Source organism: Pseudonocardia xishanensis, from assembly GCF_039541715.1.
In the GTDB taxonomy this organism is placed as follows: Bacteria; Actinomycetota; Actinomycetes; order Mycobacteriales; family Pseudonocardiaceae; genus Pseudonocardia; species Pseudonocardia xishanensis.
Genome location: NZ_BAABGT010000013.1, coordinates 51741 through 71899, shown reverse-complemented (window position 1 = coordinate 71899; position 20159 = coordinate 51741). Strand labels below are relative to the sequence as shown.

General features: G+C 71.2%; 20 protein-coding genes and 1 pseudogene. 9 read left to right on the top strand and 12 right to left on the bottom strand.

Annotation, left to right across the window (positions count from 1 at the left end; genetic code table 11):
* The first annotated feature begins 86 nt into the window (after positions 1–86).
* The 4 genes and pseudogenes from ABD993_RS04465 to ABD993_RS04455 all read left to right on the top strand — a co-directional run bounded on the left by ABD993_RS04465 (position 87) and on the right by ABD993_RS04455 (position 3002).
* The gene (locus tag ABD993_RS04465; RefSeq protein ID WP_345412963.1) at positions 87–242 is read left to right on the top strand and encodes a hypothetical protein; all 156 of its coding nucleotides are present in this window, start codon (positions 87–89) and stop codon (positions 240–242) included.
* Positions 193–1119 (top strand): annotated as a pseudogene (locus ABD993_RS36610) (beta/alpha barrel domain-containing protein); the annotation flags it as partial. The gene ABD993_RS04465 and the pseudogene ABD993_RS36610, both read left to right, overlap by 50 nt.
* Before the next feature lie 256 nt (positions 1120–1375).
* Positions 1376–2476 carry an MFS transporter gene (locus ABD993_RS04460; protein WP_345412962.1) on the top strand — a complete coding sequence of 367 codons (1101 nt, stop codon included), beginning with the start codon at positions 1376–1378 and terminating at the stop codon, positions 2474–2476.
* Positions 2469–3002, top strand: coding sequence for a gamma carbonic anhydrase family protein (locus ABD993_RS04455; RefSeq protein WP_345412961.1), 534 nt, complete (start codon positions 2469–2471; stop codon positions 3000–3002). The genes ABD993_RS04460 and ABD993_RS04455 overlap by 8 nt, the downstream gene beginning before the upstream one ends.
* Here ABD993_RS04455 and ABD993_RS04450 read toward each other — a convergent pair.
* Positions 2959–4218 carry an FAD-dependent monooxygenase gene (locus tag ABD993_RS04450; RefSeq protein WP_345412959.1) on the bottom strand — a complete coding sequence of 420 codons (1260 nt, stop codon included), beginning with the start codon at positions 4216–4218 and terminating at the stop codon, positions 2959–2961. The two genes, ABD993_RS04455 and ABD993_RS04450, sit on opposite strands and share 44 nt — an antisense overlap.
* 46 nt (positions 4219–4264) lie before the next feature.
* On the opposite strand from ABD993_RS04450, the gene ABD993_RS04445 reads away from it, so the two are divergent.
* From ABD993_RS04445 to ABD993_RS36605, 3 genes are all read left to right on the top strand, one after another.
* The gene (locus ABD993_RS04445; protein WP_345412958.1) at positions 4265–4522 is read left to right on the top strand and encodes a hypothetical protein; all 258 of its coding nucleotides are present in this window, start codon (positions 4265–4267) and stop codon (positions 4520–4522) included.
* 247 nt (positions 4523–4769) lie between these two features.
* Positions 4770–5072, top strand: coding sequence for a nucleotidyltransferase family protein (locus ABD993_RS04440; RefSeq protein ID WP_345412957.1), 303 nt, complete (start codon positions 4770–4772; stop codon positions 5070–5072).
* 111 nt (positions 5073–5183) lie between these two features.
* Positions 5184–5408 carry a HepT-like ribonuclease domain-containing protein gene (locus ABD993_RS36605; protein ID WP_425568891.1) on the top strand — a complete coding sequence of 75 codons (225 nt, stop codon included), beginning with the start codon at positions 5184–5186 and terminating at the stop codon, positions 5406–5408.
* Between the two features lie 560 nt (positions 5409–5968).
* On the opposite strand, the gene ABD993_RS04430 is transcribed toward ABD993_RS36605, so the two are convergent.
* The 6 genes from ABD993_RS04430 to ABD993_RS04405 form a co-directional block, all read right to left on the bottom strand.
* Positions 5969–6271: a hypothetical protein gene (locus ABD993_RS04430; RefSeq protein WP_345412954.1), complete on the bottom strand. Its 303-nt coding sequence runs from the start codon at positions 6269–6271 to the stop codon at positions 5969–5971.
* Positions 6272–6487: 216 nt separating this feature from the next.
* Complete coding sequence (locus ABD993_RS04425) at positions 6488–7417, bottom strand: HpcH/HpaI aldolase/citrate lyase family protein (protein ID WP_345412952.1); 930 nt, start codon at positions 7415–7417, stop codon at positions 6488–6490.
* Positions 7404–7859 carry a hotdog family protein gene (locus ABD993_RS04420; RefSeq protein ID WP_345412951.1) on the bottom strand — a complete coding sequence of 152 codons (456 nt, stop codon included), beginning with the start codon at positions 7857–7859 and terminating at the stop codon, positions 7404–7406. Before ABD993_RS04420 ends, ABD993_RS04425 begins: the two co-directional genes overlap by 14 nt.
* Positions 7856–8560, bottom strand: a complete 705-nt coding sequence (locus ABD993_RS04415) for an ABC transporter ATP-binding protein (protein WP_345412950.1) — start codon at positions 8558–8560, stop codon at positions 7856–7858. The genes ABD993_RS04420 and ABD993_RS04415 overlap by 4 nt, the downstream gene beginning before the upstream one ends.
* 17 nt (positions 8561–8577) lie before the next feature.
* A complete protein-coding gene (locus tag ABD993_RS04410) occupies positions 8578–11292 on the bottom strand; it encodes an ABC transporter permease subunit (RefSeq protein ID WP_345412948.1) in 2715 nt (904 codons plus the stop codon).
* The gene (locus tag ABD993_RS04405) at positions 11285–12151 is read right to left on the bottom strand and encodes a nuclear transport factor 2-like protein (protein WP_345412947.1); all 867 of its coding nucleotides are present in this window, start codon (positions 12149–12151) and stop codon (positions 11285–11287) included. The genes ABD993_RS04410 and ABD993_RS04405 overlap by 8 nt, the downstream gene beginning before the upstream one ends.
* A 116-nt stretch (positions 12152–12267) precedes the next feature.
* Between ABD993_RS04405 and ABD993_RS04400 the strand changes: the two genes are divergently transcribed.
* Positions 12268–13353, top strand: coding sequence for an acyl-CoA dehydrogenase family protein (locus ABD993_RS04400; RefSeq protein ID WP_345412946.1), 1086 nt, complete (start codon positions 12268–12270; stop codon positions 13351–13353).
* Positions 13350–14462 (top strand): acyl-CoA dehydrogenase family protein, encoded by a 1113-nt coding sequence (locus tag ABD993_RS04395; protein WP_345412944.1) that lies wholly within the window; start codon positions 13350–13352, stop codon positions 14460–14462. Before ABD993_RS04400 ends, ABD993_RS04395 begins: the two co-directional genes overlap by 4 nt.
* 61 nt (positions 14463–14523) lie before the next feature.
* On the opposite strand, the gene ABD993_RS04390 is transcribed toward ABD993_RS04395, so the two are convergent.
* From ABD993_RS04390 to ABD993_RS04370, 5 genes are all read right to left on the bottom strand, one after another.
* Positions 14524–15684: a thiolase C-terminal domain-containing protein gene (locus ABD993_RS04390; RefSeq protein ID WP_345412942.1), complete on the bottom strand. Its 1161-nt coding sequence runs from the start codon at positions 15682–15684 to the stop codon at positions 14524–14526.
* Positions 15681–16775, bottom strand: coding sequence for a Zn-ribbon domain-containing OB-fold protein (locus ABD993_RS04385; RefSeq protein WP_345412940.1), 1095 nt, complete (start codon positions 16773–16775; stop codon positions 15681–15683). The genes ABD993_RS04390 and ABD993_RS04385 overlap by 4 nt, the downstream gene beginning before the upstream one ends.
* Positions 16776–16952: 177 nt before the next feature.
* Positions 16953–17678, bottom strand: coding sequence for a FadR/GntR family transcriptional regulator (locus ABD993_RS04380; protein ID WP_345412939.1), 726 nt, complete (start codon positions 17676–17678; stop codon positions 16953–16955).
* 84 nt (positions 17679–17762) lie between these two features.
* Positions 17763–18551 (bottom strand): enoyl-CoA hydratase/isomerase family protein, encoded by a 789-nt coding sequence (locus ABD993_RS04375; protein ID WP_345412937.1) that lies wholly within the window; start codon positions 18549–18551, stop codon positions 17763–17765.
* Positions 18548–20158, bottom strand: coding sequence for a class I adenylate-forming enzyme family protein (locus tag ABD993_RS04370; RefSeq protein ID WP_345412965.1), 1611 nt, complete (start codon positions 20156–20158; stop codon positions 18548–18550). The genes ABD993_RS04375 and ABD993_RS04370 overlap by 4 nt, the downstream gene beginning before the upstream one ends.
* Between the last annotated feature and the right edge of the window lies 1 nt (position 20159).

Genomic DNA, 20159 nt, shown 5'->3' with positions numbered 1-20159 from the left:
ACCGTGATGAGCGAGCCGTTCCAGACGGTCGAGTGGACCTTCACCCTCGCCTGACCCCTTGTCCATCGTCGATGAAGGACACTCACGTGCGCGCGCTGAACGTCGCCGGCGTCATGGAAGGCACCGTGCTGCCGCGGGTGCCCGGCCGGGACTTCGCCGGGATCGTCGTCGACGGCCCGGCACGGTGGCGCGGTGCCGAGGTGTGGGGCACCGGCGGGGACCTCGGGTTCGCCCCGGGTTGACCGACGTCTACGTCATGACCGGCTCCCTCGATCCCGCGCTCCGGATCGGCGGGGTGTACCTACTCGATACCGATGTCCCTGGGCTCGCCCCGGCGCAGGCGCGGGTCCCGCTCGACGGCCCGGGCGCCACCGTCACCACCCGCTCAGCGAAGGGAACGCACCCGGGAGCCTCCCCAACCGCATCGTGGTCCACGAGGTCGGGCCCCGCGAAGGCATGCAGATCGAGAAGGGCCCGATCCCGACCGAGGACAAGATCCGGCTCGTCGACCTGCTATCCGCCTGCGCGTTCCCGGACATCGAGGTCACCTCCTTCGTCAGCCCGAGGCGCGTGCCGCAGATGGCGGACGCCGAGGCCGCCGCGACCGGCATCACTCGCCGCGAGGGCACGCTCTACAGCTGCATCTTCCTCAACCAGCGCGGGCTCGAACGCGCGCCGGCGGTCGGCACGCTCGACGTCTCCGGCTCGCTCCTCGTCTCGGCCGGCGAGGCCTTCTCCATCGTGAACATGGGCCGCACACCCGACGAGATCCTCGCCGGCGTCCCCGCACAGCTCGCCGTCGCCAGCGACGTCGGGGGCCGGTCGGCTACCTGTCGATCATGGCAACCTTCGGCTGCAACCACAGCGGCGACGTCGCTCGACACCGTCGTCGATCGGATCGACCGCACCCTGGCCGTCACGGCGGGCGAGGGGGAGGACATCCGCACCCTCCTGCTGGCCGACAGCATGGGCTGGGCCAGCCCGGAACAGGTCCGCCGCACCGTCGGAACGGTGCGGGAACGCCGGCCCGACCACACGATCCGGCTGCACCTGCACGACATCCGCGGCATGGGTATGGCCAGCGCCTACGCTGCGCTCTGTGAGGGCGTCACTGAGTGCGACTCGTCCGTCCCGCCGGTATCGGCGGCTGCCCGTTCGGTGGCGATCGCGGGGCCGCGGGCAACGTCGCCACCGAGGACCTCGTGCACATGTGCGCTGAGCTCGGCATCCAGACCGGCATCGACCTCGACTCGTCGAGGTGGCCCACGAGGCCGTCGCGATCGTTGGGCACGACCTGCCCGGCAAGGTCATGAAGGGGGGCTCACTGGCCGCCCACCGCCGCTGACCCACCACTCTCAGCGAGCAGCTCATCCTGATGGGCGTCTCGACTGTCGGCATCGGCGCGCTGCCGACCTACGAGTCCATCGGCATCTGGGCACCGGTCCTGTTGGTGTCGCTGCGGCTGCTGCAGGGCATCGGGGTCGGCGGCGAGACCGGCGCCGGGACGCTCCTGACGCTGGAGAACGCGCCCGCCGACCGACGCGGGCTCTACGGCTCGATGGTCATGGCCGCCAGCCACATCGGCATCGCGGCCTCTGTCGGCTCGGTCGCCCTGGTCAGCCTGCTGCCGAAGGGGGACCTCCTCGCCTGGGGCCGGCGGGTGCCGTTCCTCGCCAGCGCCGTGCTGATCCTCATCGGCGTCTACATCCGCCGCCGGATCACCGAGTCGCCCGCCTTCGTTAAGGAACGCGAGATCGTCCGGCTGCCCGCGGTGGACGTGCTCCGGTCCGCCTGGCAACCGACCCTCGTCGGAATCTCGCTGGCCATGATCGCCTCGACCCTCTACCACCTCGTCGCGACGTTCGTGCTCTCCTTCGGCCCCAAGCAGTACGGCCTGTCGGTGACGGGGCTGACCGTCGCGACCCTGGTGGCCAGCCTCGTCTCGCTGGTCATGGTCCCGCTCTTCGGCCGCGTCTCCGACCGTATAGGGCGCACGACCGTGTACTACATCGGGATCCCGCTGGCGACGGTGACGGTCCTGGCCTACTTCCGGGTTCTGCTGCCGTCCGGCAGCGCTGTACTCGTCGGGCTCGGGATGCTGGTCGCGATCGCCGTCGCCCAGTCGCTCATGTACGGCGCCGAGGGCGCGTTCCTCTCGGAGATCTACCCGACCCGGATGCGCTTCTCCGGCTTCTCTATCGCCAAGCAGGTCGGCACTCTGCTGGGCGCGGGGCTTTCACCCCTGATCGCCTCGTCGCTGGCGGCCGCCTTCGACAACGACACCTGGGCGTTCGTCATCTTCTACTTCGCAGAGGCGGTGATCGAGCTCATCGCGCTGTCGTTCGTCCGGGAGACCGCCCGCTCGCCGCTGCAGACCTTGGCCCGCCCGTCGCCCGTATCGTTGTTCGATCGGGCGTGCACCGCGGCGGGCGGTGCACGCCCGACCCCGACATCCCGTAAGGAGTCCCATGCGTAGCAACGTGTTGCCAGCCGGCGACCGCGTCCCCGACGTCCACCCCGAGGCCTGGGTTGCCGACACCGCCACCGTGGTCGGGGCGGTCATCGTCGGAGCGAGCAGCGGCGTGTTCTACAGCGCTGTGGTCCGGGCCGACCTGGAATCGGTCACGATCGGCGAGCGCAGCAACGTGCAGGACGGCGCCGTCGTCCACGCCGACCCGGGCTCGCCCGCCCGGATCGGCGACGACGTCAGCATCGGCCACAACGCCGTCGTGCACGGCTGCACCGTCGAGGACGGCTGCCTGATCGGAATGAACTCGACGGTGCTCAACGGCGCCGTGATCGGCGCGCAGTCGCTCGTCGCGGCGAACGCGCTGGTCCCCGAGGGCACCGTGGTGCCGCCCCGCTCGCTCGTCGCTGGGGTGCCCGGCAAAGTGCGCCGCGAACTCACCGACGCCGAGGTGGCGAACCTCGCGGACAACGCCGCCACGTACACCGAGCTCAGCCGACGGCACCGCGCGATCCCGGCGATCGCCGAGTCTTGAGCGCCGCCGAGTCTTGACCACCGCCCGCCCCGGCTCCACTCCGCCAGGCGTCAGGGCGCTGCGCCGATCGAGGACGCGGGAGAGGATGCAGCGCTCGGGTGTCCGAGTCGCTTGCCGGCTCCGCGGACGGTGTCGAGCAGCCCGCGGACGTCGGAGGGGAGTCGGTCCGCCCGCCAGGCACGTGACCGTCGGGCTGGACCAGGGCGAGATCCGTCTCGTACAGTTCCCGGGCGGTGGTCCTCACTTGCGGCTCGTCCACCTCGCAGAGCCGGACAGGCATGCCGATCCCGGCGGCCTCGTCGATCAGCGGACGGGCGGCCTCGGAGTCACCGGGCGACACGAGGGTGAAGCCCGGGCCGAAGCGGTCGAGGACGGACACTCCGGGGCCCAGCCACACATGCGGTGCGCGGTGCCCGGGCCTGGCGATCGGCACGTACTCGCTCAGGTCGGCCGGAGTGGGGTCTTCCGTGCCGTCGGGAACGCACACCGGGGACCCCTCGTAGCGGTAGCCCAGCGAGGCCGGGATGTTGTTGAACTCGCGTCGGAAGGTGCGGACGATGCCCTCCCCGAGGCCACGCCGTACGGCCTCGGCGGTGTCACCACCGGCGGCGACGGTCTCCCAGAATCCCTCCTGCTCGTCCCACGAGCCGAGCCAGTCCCGGTAGATGCTGCTGGCGAGGGCGGCGGTCTGGCGCACCGCCGCACCCCGCTCCCGGTCGTAGCTGTCGAGGAGGTCCTCGCCGCCCCACCCGTCGAGCACCGCTCCACGCTTCCAGCCGAGATCGAACGCGTCCTGGATCCCGGTGTTCGTCCCGAGTCCGCCGGTCGTCGGCATGGTGTGCGCGGCGTCGCCGGCAAGCAGGACCCCCCGCGCCGGAACGTCGTCGCTAGGGTCTCTCTGTTCGACCACGGCAGTCGACCACGGCAGGATCTCGCTGAGGAACTCCATCTCGACGTCGCGGCCGGCCATTCTGTGGACCGCGTCGCGCATGAACTCGACGTCCTTCTCCGCAGCGCCGTCGCCGACCCTGACGGTCAGCCGGTACTGGTCGTCCCCGTCGAACGCCAGTAGAGAGATCGACGTCCCGGCCGGGTCACGACGGTGAAACGGCCCAACGTCTGCGCGAGCGGGATCGCCTGAGCTGCGGGCTGCGCACGATGACCTCGGCCGAGGTGCCCCAGGTCGACGACTTGATCGTGTCGATCCCCAGGCCACGACGGATCCCGCCCGTGCGGACCTGCTGCCCGACCTCCACGAGCGGTTGCGGATCGTCGGGGCCGTCCTCGGTCTCGACCGCCGGGTCCTGGACGTCGTCGACGACGCCGGAGCGCTGGCCGAGCTCCGCGGGCTCGTCGTCGGACGGGCGACACCGGTGCTCGGCGCCGTCGCCGACGCCGTGGCCGAAGCACTCGACCCCGCCCTCCCCGGAGGACACCCGCTCCTGCACCGCACCACCGCCCGACTGCTCTGCCGGTTCGCGGTCGAGCGCCTCACACCACGTCCTGGAGGGCGGCGATGAGAACGGGCCGACTGACCCGAACGTCTACGGCGACCAGACGGTCCGGCCGACCACAGCCCGAGCAGCCGCGCGGTCGACGCCGTGGCGGGGCCCAGCGGCGGGATGCGGGCGAGCGAGCTCGCTTCCATTCTCTCCGCGGTGCCCGATCCTCGGCGCCGAGGATCAGGGTCGACCACAGTACCGGGCCTCGGCCGGCTCCGGGGTCGAGGCCGGACGAGGCGGACCTCGAGGCGGTACTCTGCCTGCCGTGTTGATCGTGGCCGGCCGGGCCGTCGACCCGGAAGGTCTTGCCACGATCTGCCACGCCTACGGCATCGAGCACCTCGAACTGTTCGGCTCGGCCGCCACCGGCAACGCCGGGCCCACGAGCGACATCGACCTGCTCTACACCCTCCATCCTGGCCAGATGCTGGGCTGGGAGATCGACGACCTCGCCGACGAACTCGCTGAGCTCTTCGGCCGACCCGTCGACCTCGTCTCCCGACGAGCTCTGCACTCGAGACTCCGCGACCACGTGCTCGCCGAAGCCCGGCCGCTCTATGCAGCGTGACGTCCTGCTGCTCGACGAGATGATCGACGCCGCTGAACAGATCCGGCAGCCTGCCGCCGACCTCACGCTGGACGAACTCGAGCAACGACGCGAACGGCGCGACGCGCTGCTGTGGACTACACAGTGCTCGGCGAAGCCGCCGGACAGGTCTCGGACGAGACCAAGGCGCGCTTTCCGGCCGTTAAGTGGCTACAACCGGTGCGCCTCCGCAACCGCATCGTCCATGGGTACTGGTCCATCGACATGGAGATCCTTCTGGCCACCGCACGACGCCAGCTACCCGCACTCGCCACCGAGCTCCACAAAGCCCTCGCCGCGCTCTCCGCCGACGACTGATCCGCCGCACCAGCCTGCGGGCGCAGACCTTCCCGCTTCTGGTCGTCGCGACCGGACAGGAAGCGGGCACCGCTGGCGTCAGTCACCCCCAGCGGGAGGTCGTCCAGCACCGACCACAGTTGGCCCGCCAGCCGGACGGCCACGACGACGGCGTCGACCGCGGCCCAGTCGCCGACACCGCCGAGGGACGGGGCGACGGGCATGCCGGTCGCCGCCGCCCACTCGGCCGCGCGCTCGTCGTCGGGATCGACCCCGAGGACGCGCTCGCCGCGCTTTCGCCAGTCACCGTTCTGGTCACCGCTCACGACCGATCACCGTGACGAACAGGTACCTCCCCTGATGATCGACTTGATCCAGGCGAGGCCTCTGACCAGCAGGGATGAGCAGTGGGAATCCGGGCTGAGTACCCGACTCCCCTCCAGCGGGTTTCTCGGTTCGAGTCCGAGGCGGTGTACCAGTATGCGCTGGCGGTCAGAGCATCGCCCTCGATCTTCCCAGGCACTGCTCAAGATCGAATCCAACGCCTTGGTCGACGGAAACGACTCGATCGTCAACCCTGATCACCCACGCTGGCCATGTCCGATGTCGAGCAATCGCGCGTGCCCGCGAACGCGGGCGAGTACGTCGTCGAATGTCGGTGGCGGTTCAGCGCCGTCGTACAGGTCGCGCATGGCTGCCTCCTGCTCGGCACGTCGACGCGGTGTGAGCGGGCCCGTAGGGTCGAAGGCGGGCGAGCGCGGGATGCCGCCGTCTGGCACAGGCGAGCCGGGACTGAACGCCTGCGAGACATCGAAGCAGCTCGCGAGGATGTCGGCCGTCGTCGCCGTGTCGTCAAGCAGCTGCAGCACCTCGTCGTTTCCCAACAGCGCCCAGTGTCGTAGAACTGCCGGCCGATGCGCGGCCAGCTGTAGGTGCCCTCATGAACCGCCGGGACGGCCGCGAAGTCGTTGACCCGAAGCTGCTTCTCGATCAGGGAGGCACCGAGACCCGAGCGCTTCGAACTGGGGCCGGAGGCGTCGCCATTCGGTGTCGTTCACCGCGTGGTGGCGAGATGAGCAGTGACCGATCCGGGCTCCGAGTCAACGAACCCGTAACCTGCCGACCAGGCTCGCCCATCGCAGGTTGGTCCGCGCCGATTCGACGTAGGAAAGATGGCGGTCGGACGGAGGTTCCGCGCTGTCGTCGGACTGCGAGACGAGCGTCGTCCAGTAGGCGATGTCCTCGGTGGACGGCGAGAAGACCTCGTTGGCGACGCCGACGCCCGATGGGCCCACGAGCATCCCGTAGTACCCGAGATCGCGGAGCTGCTCGCCCCAGCTCCGGAGCCCGTCCAGGTCGCCGGGGTCCCCGCCCCAGGCCCCGCTGATCGGGTACCGGATGCCGGCCGCACGAGCGTCGATCAGCACCTTCGACCTCAGGTGGTGGGACTCGGCGCCGTCGGGGGTCCAACGGTAGCCGATCGCCCGGTGGACGTCGCCGAACCGCGAGACCATCCCGCCCATGTAGGTGACGCGTGGTGAGGCCGTCGCGATCTCGTACGCGAGCCGGATCGACTGGGCGGTCTCCAGGAAGGGCAGGATCTGCACGTCGTGACCGTCGCGGCCGACGTCGTGCTCGGCGCAGGTCAGGACGGCGTCGAGCGCGATCACATCCTGTGGGCCTGCGGTCTTCGGCAGGATCACACCGGTCAACGAGGGCAGCAGCGCGGCACGAAGGTCCGCGAGGGTCTCACCGGACCACGGACTGTGGACGCGCACGAAGCTCAGTGGCGCGGAGCCCGGGGACAGCGCTGCGAGACAGTCGCGGACCGCTGTGCGTGCCGCCGCCTTCTCCGTGGCCCCGTACGGGAGCCGGGGCTCCTCGAGATCGAAGAACAGCGCGTCCGCCCCGGCCGCCAGCGCCTGCTCGAACGCCGCCGGGTCGGCTCCGACGTGGACGAGGCTACGGATCGGAACGGCTGCATCGCGCAGGGACGATGCGGTGTCGGTCGGGGGGTCAGGAAGGGGCATGGCTGCTCGGCGCCTCCACGTCGAAGTAGTACCGGACGACGAGATCGGCCACGCAGGCCGGCTCGGCGCTGTGCTCGAAATCGACGGTCACCCGCGTGACCACCTGCACGGCATCGCCGGGCAGGCGCTTCACCTCGACGATCCTCGCCCGGCCGCGTACCCGGGCTCCCACGCGGACCGCAGCCGGGAACCGGACCCCGTCCACGCCGTAGTTCACCCCCATCCGGACGTTCTCGACGGTCCGCACCCTGTTCAGCAAGCGGGGCACGAGCGACAAGGTCAGGAACTGCGCGACCTCGCCGGTCGAGGTTCGCCCGCCGGTGGCCGCGGCGAAGGCTTCCGCCCGTGCCGGACCGACGGTCTGCCAGGGACTCGGCCCCAGCGTCTTCCCGGCGGCCGCCTCGAGATCCGCGGCGCCGCTCACTCGCAGAGGACCGCTCACCCTTCGTCCTCCGCACCCACCAGGCTGAGATAGGCGCCCTCGATCTCGTCGATGCGCTCGGCGAGCCGGCAGGCGGCCCCGGACAACGCGATCCGACCGCGGTTCATGACGTGACCCTCGTCCGCGATCGTCAACGCCTTCCGGACGTGCTGTTCGACCAGAAGGACCGCCGCACCGTCATCGGCGGCCGCCCGGATCGCGGCGAGCAGCTCGTCGACGACGAGCGGGGCGAGGCCGAGCGAGAGTTCGTCGGCGATGATCAGCCGCGGGCGCCTGCTGAGCGCCCGGGCGAGTCCCACCATCTGCTGCTCCCCGCCGGACAGCAGCCCGCCCGGAACGTCGAGCCGTGTCTCCAGCTGCGGGAACACCGCCAGGGCGGCGGCCAACCCCCCGCTGCCCAGGCGCAGGTTGTCCCGGCAGCTGAGGCTGCGGAACACCGCCCGGTTCTCGGGGATGTAGGCCATCCCGGACCGGACGCGCCGGTGCATCGGCATGCGGGTGGCCCGCCCGGCGAACCGGACGTCGCCACCCATCAGACCGACCTGCCCGGCGATCGCCCGCAGCGTCGTGGTCTTCCCGGCACCGTTCGGCCCGAGCAGCGTCACGACGCGCCCCGCGCGGAGCACCAGGTCGACGTCCCTGACCACCGCCACGTCCCCGTAACCGGCACACATCCCCCGCGCGTCGGCGACGGCCGTCATATCGGGCTCCCCGCTCCTCATGAGGTCGCCTCCGTCCTCATGGCGAGCGCCGCGCTCTCCCCACCGAGATAGGCCTCGACGACCGCGGGATCACGACGCACCTCACCCGGCTCGCCGCTGCTGATCACGCGGCCGAAGTCGAGGACGACCAGTCGGTCGCAGGTGTCCATCACGAACTCGACGTCGTGCTCGATGAGCAGCACGGCCATTCCCCACTCGTCGGCCAGCCGGCGGACCACGCGGGCGAGCTCACGGCTCTCCTCCCCGGACAGCCCCGCAGCGGGCTCGTCGAGCAGCAGGACGCTCGGGCCGCTCGCCACGGCCCGGGCGATCGCGAGCAGGCGCCGACGCCCGTACGGAAGATCCGACGCGGGCCGGTCGAGGTCGTCCTCGAGCCGGAACTCCCGGACCGCGTCGGTCACCCCTGGTCCCAGCCTTACCGGCGCCGGCCGGACGAGGTCCGTGACGTAGCAGGAACGGCTCGCCGGGTCGGTGGCGGCGATGATGTTCTCCAGGGCGGTCAGGTCCTCGAACAGCTCCAGGGACTGGAACGCGCGGCTGATCCCCGCCCGTGCGCGCGCGGAGGGCGACCGGCCCGCCAGCTCGGCTCCGTCCAGCGTCACGCTGCCTGCCGTCGGCCTCGTGAACCCGGTGATGGAGTCGATCAGCGTCGTCTTCCCGGCGCCGTTCGGCCCGATCAGGCCGACCACCTCACCAGGTCGCACGTCGAGCGACACGCCGTCGAGGACGGTCGTGCCGCCGTACCGGACCGAGAGGCCGGAGACCGCCAGCGTCGACGGCCGCACCCGCTCGCGCTCCTGGCCAGGTCGGGACACGAGAGCCGCCCGGGCCGGCTGCCTGATCGCCCGGTCGCCGAGACCCAGGCGCGCCGCGACCCGCCGCGAGACCCGGGCCAGGTCGTGAGCCATGCCGTCCTGGTTCGCGACCACGGTCAGGACGAGGGCGATCCCGCCGATGAGCGGGAGGTACTCCCCCAACCCGACCAGCACGTCCTTGCCGAACTGGGCGCCGACGGTGCCCGGGCCGAGCGGGGCACCGAGCAGCGGGCCGGCCACGAACCCGATGCCGCCGAGGTACGCGAGTCCGAGGTAGACCGTCGACTGGAAGGACGAGAACTGGTGGTAGTCCACGATCCCGACCGAGAAGGTGACGAGCACGGCACCGACCGCGGCGATACCCGCCGCGAGGGCGAAGCCGTAGAGCTTGACCGAGGTCACGCCGATCCCGAGCGCGGCGGCTGCGCGCTCGTTCGTCCGCACGGCCAGCATCCGGCGGCCGACCAACCCGCGCCGCACGTTGGTCACGACCAGTGCGAGCGCCACGAGCACGACGAAGGTCACCGAGACGTAGCGGTACGGGTGCAGCCCACCGTCGAACGACCAGCCGAACAGCTCCATGTCGACGGCGGTCCCGCCGATCCCGCCGGTGTAGTCGGAGTTGGTGAACAGGAGGAACTCCAACACGGCGCCGAGGCCGAACGTGACGATCGCGAGGTTGATGCCACGGACCCGGACCGCGGGGAGCGCGATCACGATCGCGAGGGCGACGGTCGCGGCCACCCCGATCAGGGCCGCAGGCAGGAAGGGGACGCCGTGGGCCGCCATGAGCCTGCCCGCGACCCAGGCCCCGAACCCGGCCAGCGGCCACTGGGCCAGCGAGATCTGGCCGACGTAGCCGACGAGCACCACGAACGACAGCAGGAAGGTCGAGACGGCGAGCGTCGTGCCGATCGCGAGCACCCATGCCTCGGAGAGCACGAGGACCAGGACGGTGGTGACGAGCGCGGCGGCCACGATCGGAGCGGGCCGGATTCGCCCGCTCCCGACCCGCGGCTGTTTCGCGAAGGGATGGTCCCGCAACGGGATCGCCCGCCCGCGCACCGTCATCACGACGATCATGACCAGGAAGGGTGCCGCGGCCGCGGCACCGGGCTGGTCGACGAACCGGGTGAGCAGCGTCTGCCCGATCCCGAGGACGATGCTCGCGACGAACGCGACCGGGAACGACCGGAAGCCCGCGATGAGGGCGATGGCGAGGGCACCGATGACGAGCGTGGTCATCGAACTGGCGTGCAGGGTGATGATCGGCGCCACCAGGATCGCGGCGAGCGCGGACAACGCGCTCGACAAGGCCCAGTTCGCTGCCGCGACCACGTCGGGTGAGACCCCCACCGCCGCGGCCAGGGTCTGATCCTCGGCCACCGCGCTGGTGCTCCGCCCGAATCCGCTGAAGCGGTACACCACCCACAGCGCCACCGTCAGCACCAGCGCGACGGCGATCAGGATGAGCCGGTCCGCCGGAACCGTGACCGCACCGAGGATCCACGGATCCGTCGGCAATGTGCTCGGCACGGTGTTGACCACCGGTCCGTAGCGCAGGATCACCAGGGCCTGCAGGGTGATCAGCAGGCCGAGCGTGACGACCGTCCGGGCGATGGACGAGGCGGTCCGCAGCGGTCGCATGAGCCCGAGATGGATCAGCGCGCCCGCGGCGGCCGCCGCAACGACGGCGACGAGGACGGCGAGGCCGAAGGGCCACGACCCGTTGACGTGCAGCTCGAACCACACGAACGCGGCGCAGAGACCGATCGCCCCCTGGGCGAAGTTCACCACGCCGGAGCCGCGGTAGGTCAGCACCAGCCCCAGCGACGAGAGTGCGTAGAGCGCGCTCAGCCCGAGGCCGAGTACCGCCACGCCGAGCAGCTCAGCCATGTCGGAGCGACTCGAGATGCGTGCCGTAGCCGAGGCGGGCGGCGATCAGGCCGTCGGAGCCCAGCAGCAGGACCTCGGCCGTCGACATTCCGAGCCGTTCCCCGCTCCCGGTCTCCAGCGACCAGCAGACTTCCGCGAAGAGGTACCAGTCCTTGATGTACCAGTTGGTCACGGTCGCGTCGGTGACGGTGACGGCATCGCGGGCCTCTTCGTAGTGCCTGCGGAGATCGGCGAGCGCGGGCAGGAAGGCCAGCTCCGGGCCCTCGCCGAAGTACCGGCGCACGGCCGAGCCTGCGTACTCCGTCGGACTGAACAGCCCGAGTAACCGGTCGATGTCCCCGGCCTCGGCCGCCGCGAAGTAGTCCTTGAACAGCTGGACGCGCTCCGCATGGGTGTGGCCGACGGGCGGCCTGAGCCGCAGCGAGGTCATCTCCCCGCTGATCCCGGCGCCGTCGGTGAAGTGCAGGGAGAACGCCTCGGTCTCCACGCGCTCGCCGGTGAAGGGGGAGACGCCCTTCCACTCCGAGTCCCAGATGACCCACCAGTCGGTCGCGAGGCGGGCGATCAGGTCGTAGCGGTCCCGCTCGCCCGCTCCCTTGACCCAGTTGTAGTGGTCCTCCACGCTCCGCCGGTCGGTGGCGGCCTCCAGCGCGAGCGTGCCGTCGTCCCCGAACCGCGGGACGACCCAGACCAGGCTGTCCGACCAGCGCAGGGAGTCCTCGGCCGAGACCGTGGCCATCACGATCTCGGTGGAGAAGGGGACCACGTACTCGGACTCCGCGTGCCTGATCGAGCGCCGCAAAGAGTCGGCCACCCGCTGGACACGACCCAGCGAACCCGACGTTTCCGTGACGGCCATGGCGGTCACTGCTCCTTCCATCTCGCCGGTGAGGGGAGAGCACCAGGCGATTGCGTCGCCTCGGAGGTCAAAGTAACGTATAACCTAGTTAACTTCCACTAGTATTGGGAGGTGCCGTGACCGACACCCTCGAGCGTGCCGCGCTACGGGACGTCACCCGGTCGATGCTCGCGACTCTCGCGACGGAGCAGCTCGTCCGTGAGCACATGGAGGCCGACGGGTTCGATCGCACGCTCTGGGCGGCCATGGCGGAGATCGGGCTCCAGGGGCTGGCCGTGCCCGAGGAGCTCGGCGGCTCCGGCGTCGGCTGGACCGAGCAGTCCATCGTCCACGAGGAGCTCGGTCGCACCCTGGCGTGCGTGCCGTTCCTCGGCACCGCGACCATGGCCACGGCGGCGTTGCTGGCCGCGACGGACGAGGCCCGCACGCGCTGGCTGCCCGGAATCGCGGCAGGCGACACGATCGCCACGGTCGCTCCACCGGCCGCCGGATCGGGAAGCTGGTACGGCGCGCCGAGCGGGGTCGAGGCGGTTGCGTCGGGCCCGTCCTGGCGGCTGAGCGGGCGGCTGCACTACGTGCTGGACGCCCCGGTCGCGGATCTGCTCCTGGTCGCGGGGCCCGTCGGGCTCTTCGCCGTGGAGCGGGCGGACATCGCGACGGTCGAGCCGGTCACGACCTCCGACCGGACCCGCCGGGTGGGCCACGTGACACTGCGCGACGCCCCTGCCACCCGCATCGGTGGTCACGAGGCCGTGGACGCCGCGCATCGCGCCGGTGTGACACTGCTGGCCGTCGAGGAGGTCGGCGGCGCCGCCGCCTGCCTCGAACGTTCCGTCGAACACGCTCGCACGCGCGTCCAGTTCGGACGCCCGATCGGTTCGTTCCAGGCCGTGCAGCACCACTGCGCGAACATGCTGGTGCGCGTCGAGAGCGCGCGGTCGGCTGCGCGGCTGGCGGTCCGCGAGCTCGACGAGCACGACGTCGGCGGGGTCTCCCGGCTGGTCGCCGGATCCGTCTGCACCGAGGCCTACACCTTCTGTGCCTCGATGAACGTGCAGCTGCACGGGGGGACGGGCTTCACCTGGGAACACTCCGCCCACCTGCACGTCAAGCGGTCGCGCAGCTCGGCGGTGCTCCTGGGGCAGCCAGCGGAACACAGGCGGGCGCTGCGCGCGTCCGGGAAGGTGCTGGTGGGATTGTGAGCTTCCGTGACGACGTGGCGTCGTTCCTGGCGACGACGCCCAGACCGGAGGGTCTGCACGACTACGGCCCGACTCCGGCGAGCAGCGACGTGGCCGCCGGACGGCGGTGGCAGCGAACGCTCGCCGAGCACGGCTACGCCTGCCTGCACTGGCCGCGCGAGCACGGCGGAAGCGACGCCTCCGTGGCCGACCAGGCCGCCTTCGCCGAGGAGTGCGCACGGGCCGGGGTGCCGCGTCAGCTGTCGATGGTCGGTCCCGACCTGGTCGGGCCGGTGCTGATGGGCTTCGGATCGCGCACCCAGCAGGATCTCCACCTGCCCCGGATCCGGGACGGTCGTGACCTGTGGTGCCAGCTGTTCTCCGAGCCCGGTGCGGGCTCCGACCTCGCGGCGGTGACCACGCGGGCGATCCGGCAACCGGACGGGAGCTGGCGGATCCGCGGGCAGAAGGTGTGGACGAGCGCCGCGGACAGCGCGGACCTCGGCCTTCTCCTCGCCCGCTCCGGCGGACCCGGGCCGGGCGGGCTGTCGGTCTTCGTCGTCCCGATGGCCAACCAGGGCATCACGGTCCGACCGCTCCGACAGATGGACGGGGAGAGCAAGTTCAACGAGGTGTTCCTCGACGATGTCGTCCTGCACGCCGACCAGGTCGTCGGGACACCCGGGGCCGGCTGGCAGGTCGCCAAGGCGACCCTCGGCCGCGAACGGCTCTCGCTGGGCGCGAACGCGGTCGGCATGTTCGAGAGCATCGCGGAGCTGGAGACGGCCGCCGCGGAGCACGGCCGGCTCGACGACTCGCTCCGTGACGAGATCGTGAAGGCCTGGATCCGGGTCTGGCTGATGCGGGTCACGTGGGAGCGCGCCATCGAGGAGGAGACGGATCCCTCCGGGGCGACCTTCTCCGTGCTGAAGCTGCTGACCTCGGAGACCTACCGCGACATCGCCGACCTCGGCGGCGCCGCGCTCGGGCCGGCCGCGCTCGAGGAGGAGCAACCGCTGGTCAAGCGGATGCTGGTCGGGCATGCCCAGACGATCCTCGGCGGTACCAGCGAGATCCAGCGCACCATCCTCGCCGAACGGATCCTCGGGCTCCCCCGGGCGCCGCGCTGAGCTCGCCCGCTCCCCCGTCCGCCTGGCCGCCGCGTCACGGCGGCCAGGCGGACGTCGTGGGTCAGCCGCGGTCCGTCGAGAGCACCGAGACGGCGGAGACCGCGGTGGGACCACCGATGTTGTGCGCGATGCCCAGCCGCGCCCCGTCGACCTGGGTCGCGGCCTCGCCCCGAAGCTGCTCGACGATCTCGACGCATTGCGCGACCCCGGTGGCGCCCGGCGGGTGTCCCTTCGCCTTGAGGCCACCGCTCGGGTTCACCGGGATCCGCCCGCCCACGGTCGTGGCACCGTCCTCCACCAGCCGGTGGGCCTGGAACCGCTCGGCGAGGCCGAGGTCCTCGTAGGAGATGAGCTCCACGCCGGTGAAGCAGTCGTGGACCTCGGCGACGTCGATGCGGTCCGGCGTGATGCCCGCCATCGCATAGGCCTGACGGGCCGCCCGGACGGTCGCCGGGAACGTGGTCATGTCGCGCTTGTGCTGGTGCATCACCCGGTCCAGCCCGAGCCCGACCCCCCGTACCCACACCGGGGTGTCGGTGAACCGATCGGCCTGGTCCTCGGCGACGACGAGCAGGGCGGCCGCGCCGTCGCTCTGCGGGGTGCAGTCGAGCAGGCCGAACGGATCGGCGACGAGGGGTGCGCCGAGCACCTTGTCCACCGTGATCTCGAACCGGAGCTGCGCCTTCGGGTTGTGCACCGCGTGGCGGTGGTTCTTGACCGCGATCATCGCCATGTGCTCGCGGGTGGCCGGGCTCTCGTGCAGATACCGCTGGACGTGGAGCGCGAAGTTCGCCGGCGCGATGAGACCCAGCGGATAGTCCCAGGCCATGTCGCGGGTCATGCCCGCCCATTCCCAGAAGGTGGTGCGCGCCGACGACTCACGGATCTTGTCGGCCCCGATGACCAGGACGACGTCGAACGCTCCCGAACCGACGGCGAAGACGGCGTTGCGCAGGGCGTCGTTGCCGGTCGCACAGGCGTTCTCGACGCGCGTGACGGGGATGTCCAGCAGGCCGCACGAGTCGGCGAGTACCCCGCTGGGGAAGCCGTCGCTCGTCTGGAGCTGGCCGAACCAGGCCGCCTGGATGTCCGCCCTCGTCGCGCCCTTGTCGACGCTGAGCAGGCACTCGTCGAGCGCCTCCGGCAGGAGGTCCTTCATCCCCTTGTCGAAGTGCTCGGCGAACCGGGTCATGCCCGCGCCGACGATCGCGCAGCGTCTCATGCCGTGACCTCCAGGTCCGGTCGGAAGGCGTAGCCGTAGTCGGGGATGCCGGACCGGACCTCGATCCGGCGGAAGACCATCTCGCCCTGCGCCCCGATCGCCACCGATCCGGCCGTCCCCGTGGTCGCGGCGAGCGCCCGGATCCCGACGCCGTCGAGCTCGACGATCACCAGCTGGTACGGGGTGCGCTTGCCCGGGACCGGGACGGCGATGGTGCTCGAGGTGTAGACCGCGCCGCGGCGAGGCAGCTCGACGAGGATCACGTCGCCCTCGTCGCCCCGCACGGCGTCGTGTGCCCGCGGGGGGAACTGCAGCTCACCGGTGTCCGCGTCCGTGCTCGCCCGCCACCCGAGCTTCGCCTCGAAGGCCCGGTCGTAGGCACTCAACGAGAGGGGGATGGGTGGGCCCTCGGTGAGGGTGGTCGACGGCGACGGCTGCGCCGCCCGCTCGTCCCGTTCCACGACGGCCGCTCCTCCGTCGAGCTCGACGACGGTGACGCTGGCCTGGTCGACGGCGGCGAGGAGGGCGCCGGGCCGGGGCGTCGTCGCGGCCAGGGCGAAGAGCACGGACGACGCTCCGACGGTCGGGATCTCGGGCGGCGCACCGGTGCACAGGTCCCTGGCCTCGCGGTGTCCCAGCCCCGCGATGGCGTCGAGCTTGGGGCGCCCGAGTGCCTCGAGCGACGCGACGGCGCCACGCTCACGGAGCAGGCGTGGGTCCTCGTAGTCGTGGAGCCCGCCCGCGGCGTCACGCGCCAGCACGGGCAGCGAGCGATTGATCCTCCCGACGTACCGCAGGCCGAGCCCGCCGGTGCCGGTCACCGCCGCCGCGGCGCCTGCCCGCTCCCCCACATCGGCCCCGATGACGAGCGTGGCCGCGGGCGCGGCGAGCATGGCGTCGAGCACCGCGGCCGCACCGCCGACCTGCTCGACGGCCTGGACGCTCCGGCGCAGTCCCAGACCTGCCAGCAGGGCCGCCGAGTTGCCCCCTTCGAGCAGTGGGAGATCGCGCGAGACGAGGACGACCCGCTCGATCTCGGGATCGCCCGCAGCGGAGATGCCGCGCCGGCCCGCGGCGACGGCCAGGGTCACGACGTCCTCGTCAGATCCCGCTCGGCGACCGGCTCGGCCGGTCCAGGGTGGCAGGTAGGTTCCGATGGTCGTGATCATGGACCGGCCCTTCAGCTCGCTGACCTAGTTAACTATCTAGAGTAGGCGGCGAGATCCGAGCAGGCAATGGGAACCGGCGGGACGGGATCCTGCTCGGGATCAGTCGAAGAGATCGAGCACGGCCTGGCTGTCCAGGATCTTCTCCAGGTACCGACTGGTCTCCCGGACGTGCCGCCCCCACAGCTCGCTCGCCGAGTCGGCGTCCGACGCCTCCAACAGCGCCAGGAGCTTGCGATGGGTCTGGTCGCTCTTGTGCCGGGCCTCCGACTGGCGCTCCGACCGTCCCTCGCGCTCGAGCCCTTTCGTCGTGGCACGGTCGATGACGTGCCGGACCATCTCGGCCAGCGCGACCATCGTGACGTTGCCGGTGAGTTGGATGACGAGGTGGTGGAACTCGTTCTGCGCGGCGAGCGACTCCTCCATCGAGCTCGCCGACATCTCGCGCGCCAGGGCGGCGCGCAGCGCCTCGAGATCGGCCTCGGTGCGTGTCGTGGCCAGCGCGAAGACGCACTGGCTCTCGATCGACGCCGCCGCGGTGAAGACGTCGGACAGGGTGGCGCCCCGGTACTCGAGCAGGAAGCCCGCGTACCGTGCCGCCACCTCACCCTTGGGCGGACGCACGACGGCACCGGCCCGACTCCCGCGCCGGACCTCGATCAGGGCCTCGGACTCCAGGATCCGGAGCGCCTCACGCAGCGTCGGCCTGCTGATCCCGTAGCGCTCGGTGAGCATCGCCTCGGTGGGCAACAGGTCCCCCTCCTTGAGCTCACCCTCCACGATGCTCTTGCGCAGTCGCATCGCCACGAGTTCCGCTGCCTTCGGCACGCGGACGCGCTCGGATTCACCTAGGGACATAAGTTAGACAATACTCCGTCCTGACGACGAGCGGCGCACCCCGTGCACGGCCCGTCACCCGAACCGGGGCGCGCGCTTCTCCCGCAACGACGCCACCCCTTCCCGGACGTCCGCGGTGCCGAGCCCGTACATCTCCGCCGTGGCGGAGAAGTCGAAGGCCGCGGAGTTCGCCCGGTACCAGTGGTTGAGCGCCTGCTTGGTGAAGCGGATCGCGTCCTGCGCCCCGTGCCGCAGCCGCCGGGCGATCGCCAGCGCACGCGCGTCGACCTCCTCGTCCTCCACGCACAACGAGACCAGACCGATCCGCTCGGCCTCCTCGCCGGTCACGGGTTCACAGGTGAGCAGCAGGTACTTGGCCTTGGCCATGCCGCAGAGGAGGGGCCAGGAGATCACCGAGTGGTCCCCCGCGGCGATGCCGAGCCGCGTGTGCCCGTCGACGAGCCGGGCCGTGCGAGCGGCCACCGAGATGTCGGCGAGTAGGCCCACCACCAGGCCGGCGCCGACCGCGGCGCCCCGGATGCCCGACACGACCGGCTTGGTGCTCTCGATCATCGCGAACACGATGTCCCGGGTCTCGCGGAGGAGCTGCGTACGGAACACCGGGTCCTCGATCGCCTGCTCGACGACGTCGAAGCTGCCACCCGCCGAGAAGTTGCCACCGGCGCCGCGCAGGACCACGCTGCGGACCGCGGGCGCCCGCTCGATGTCCCGCCAGACGTGGCCGAGGTCCGCGTGCATCTCCGCCGTCACCGCGTTCAGGTTCGGGCCGTCGAAGAGCAGCTCGAGCACGCCGTCGTCCACGAACGACGGGTTCAGGCTCGCGTAGGTCTCCTCGAACGTCATCGCACGGCCCCCTCGGGGCGGTTCGCCGCCCGGGCGAGGACGAGCGCCCTCAGATCCGCCTTGCTGACCTTGCCCCCCGAGTTGCTCGGGAACTCGTCGAACACCTCGAATCGCTCGGGCACCATGAACTCCGCGAGGCCGCGCGCACGAAGGTGCGCGGCGACCTGCTCCAAGGTGGGGCCCTCCGCTGTCGGGACGACGCACAGGCATACGCGCTCGCCGTAGATCGCGTCCGGCACACCGAGCGCCGCAGCCTCCAGGACCTCCGCCATCTCGACCACGACGTCCTCGATCTCGCGGGGACTGATGTTCTGCCCGCCCCGGATGATCAGGTCCTTGGCCCGCCCGACGATGTGCAGATACCCGTCCTCGTCCACCCTGCCCAGGTCGCCGGACCGGTAGAGCCCGGCGGAGGTGAAGGCCGCCGAGGTCTGCTCGTCGTCGTTGAGGTAGCCGTACGTCTTGATGGGGTTGCGCCAGCGGATCTCCCCCACCTGCGACTCGTCACCGTCTCCGATCCGGAGCTCGGTGTGGGGCAGGGGCCTGCCGACCGAGCGGTACCGCTTCTCCGGCGGATCGGCGACGGTGGTCATCGTGGGGACGCCGCCGTCGGTGGCGCCGTACATCGGAAGGACGGCGCAGCCGAGAGCCGAGTCGATCTCCGCGGCGACCTCGGGTGGCATGGGAGCACCCGCGTTGGACAGCACCCGCAGGGCGGGAAGGTCCACGCGGCGCCGCTTCGCGATGTCGAGCATCTTGATCAGCTGAGTGGGCACCGCGACGGCGACCGCCACGGCCTCGTCCGCCAGCAGCTCCAGTGCGGCGACTGGGTTCCAGTGCTCCAGCATCACACAGCTCGACCCGAACAGCAGAGGGGTGAGCACGGGGAAGATGTAGCCGGTCGACCCGGTGTTCGCCGGCGCGATGCCTGCGAACACCTCGGGCCCGTCGGCCCCCAGGGTCTGCCGGTAGGCGGAGAGGAAGAACCAGAGGTTGTCGTCGCTGTAGAGCGAGATCTTGGGGAAACCCGAGGTCCCCGACGTGACCATGCACATGCGCGGGAGCGACTGGCTGGCGAGCCCGGTGCCCCAATGACGCTCGGGCCGGAGCATGACCTCGTCGAGGTCCACCGCGGCGCCGGACCCGAACGAGGCGACGACGTCGACATCGGGGAGTTCGGCCCGCATCCCGGCGATCATGCCTGAGTAGCCGACGTCGTCCCGGTCCGGCGGGATGACGACGACCCTGGCCTCCGACCGGCGCAGCAGGTGCCCGATCTCGCGCTCGCGCCAGGCGTCGGAAAGCGGCAGGAAGGTCAGGTCCGCGCGGTTGCAGGCGAAGTGCATCAGCGGGATGTGCGCGTTGCTGGGTGACTGCACCGCGACGACCGAGCCCGCGGGCAGCTCCAGCCCGACGAGCCATGCCGCGAGTGCCGCGGTCCGGTCGGCGAACTCGCGGTAGGAGAGCCGGCGGTGCTGGTCGGCCACCGCGAGGCGGTCGCCGTCCGCCGCGGCGTGCGCGTCGAGCGCGTGCAGCAGGCTGTCCGTCCGCCAGACCTTCTCGGCGACCCAGCGGTCGATCTCCGCCTGGGTGGGCGCCATCGGCATC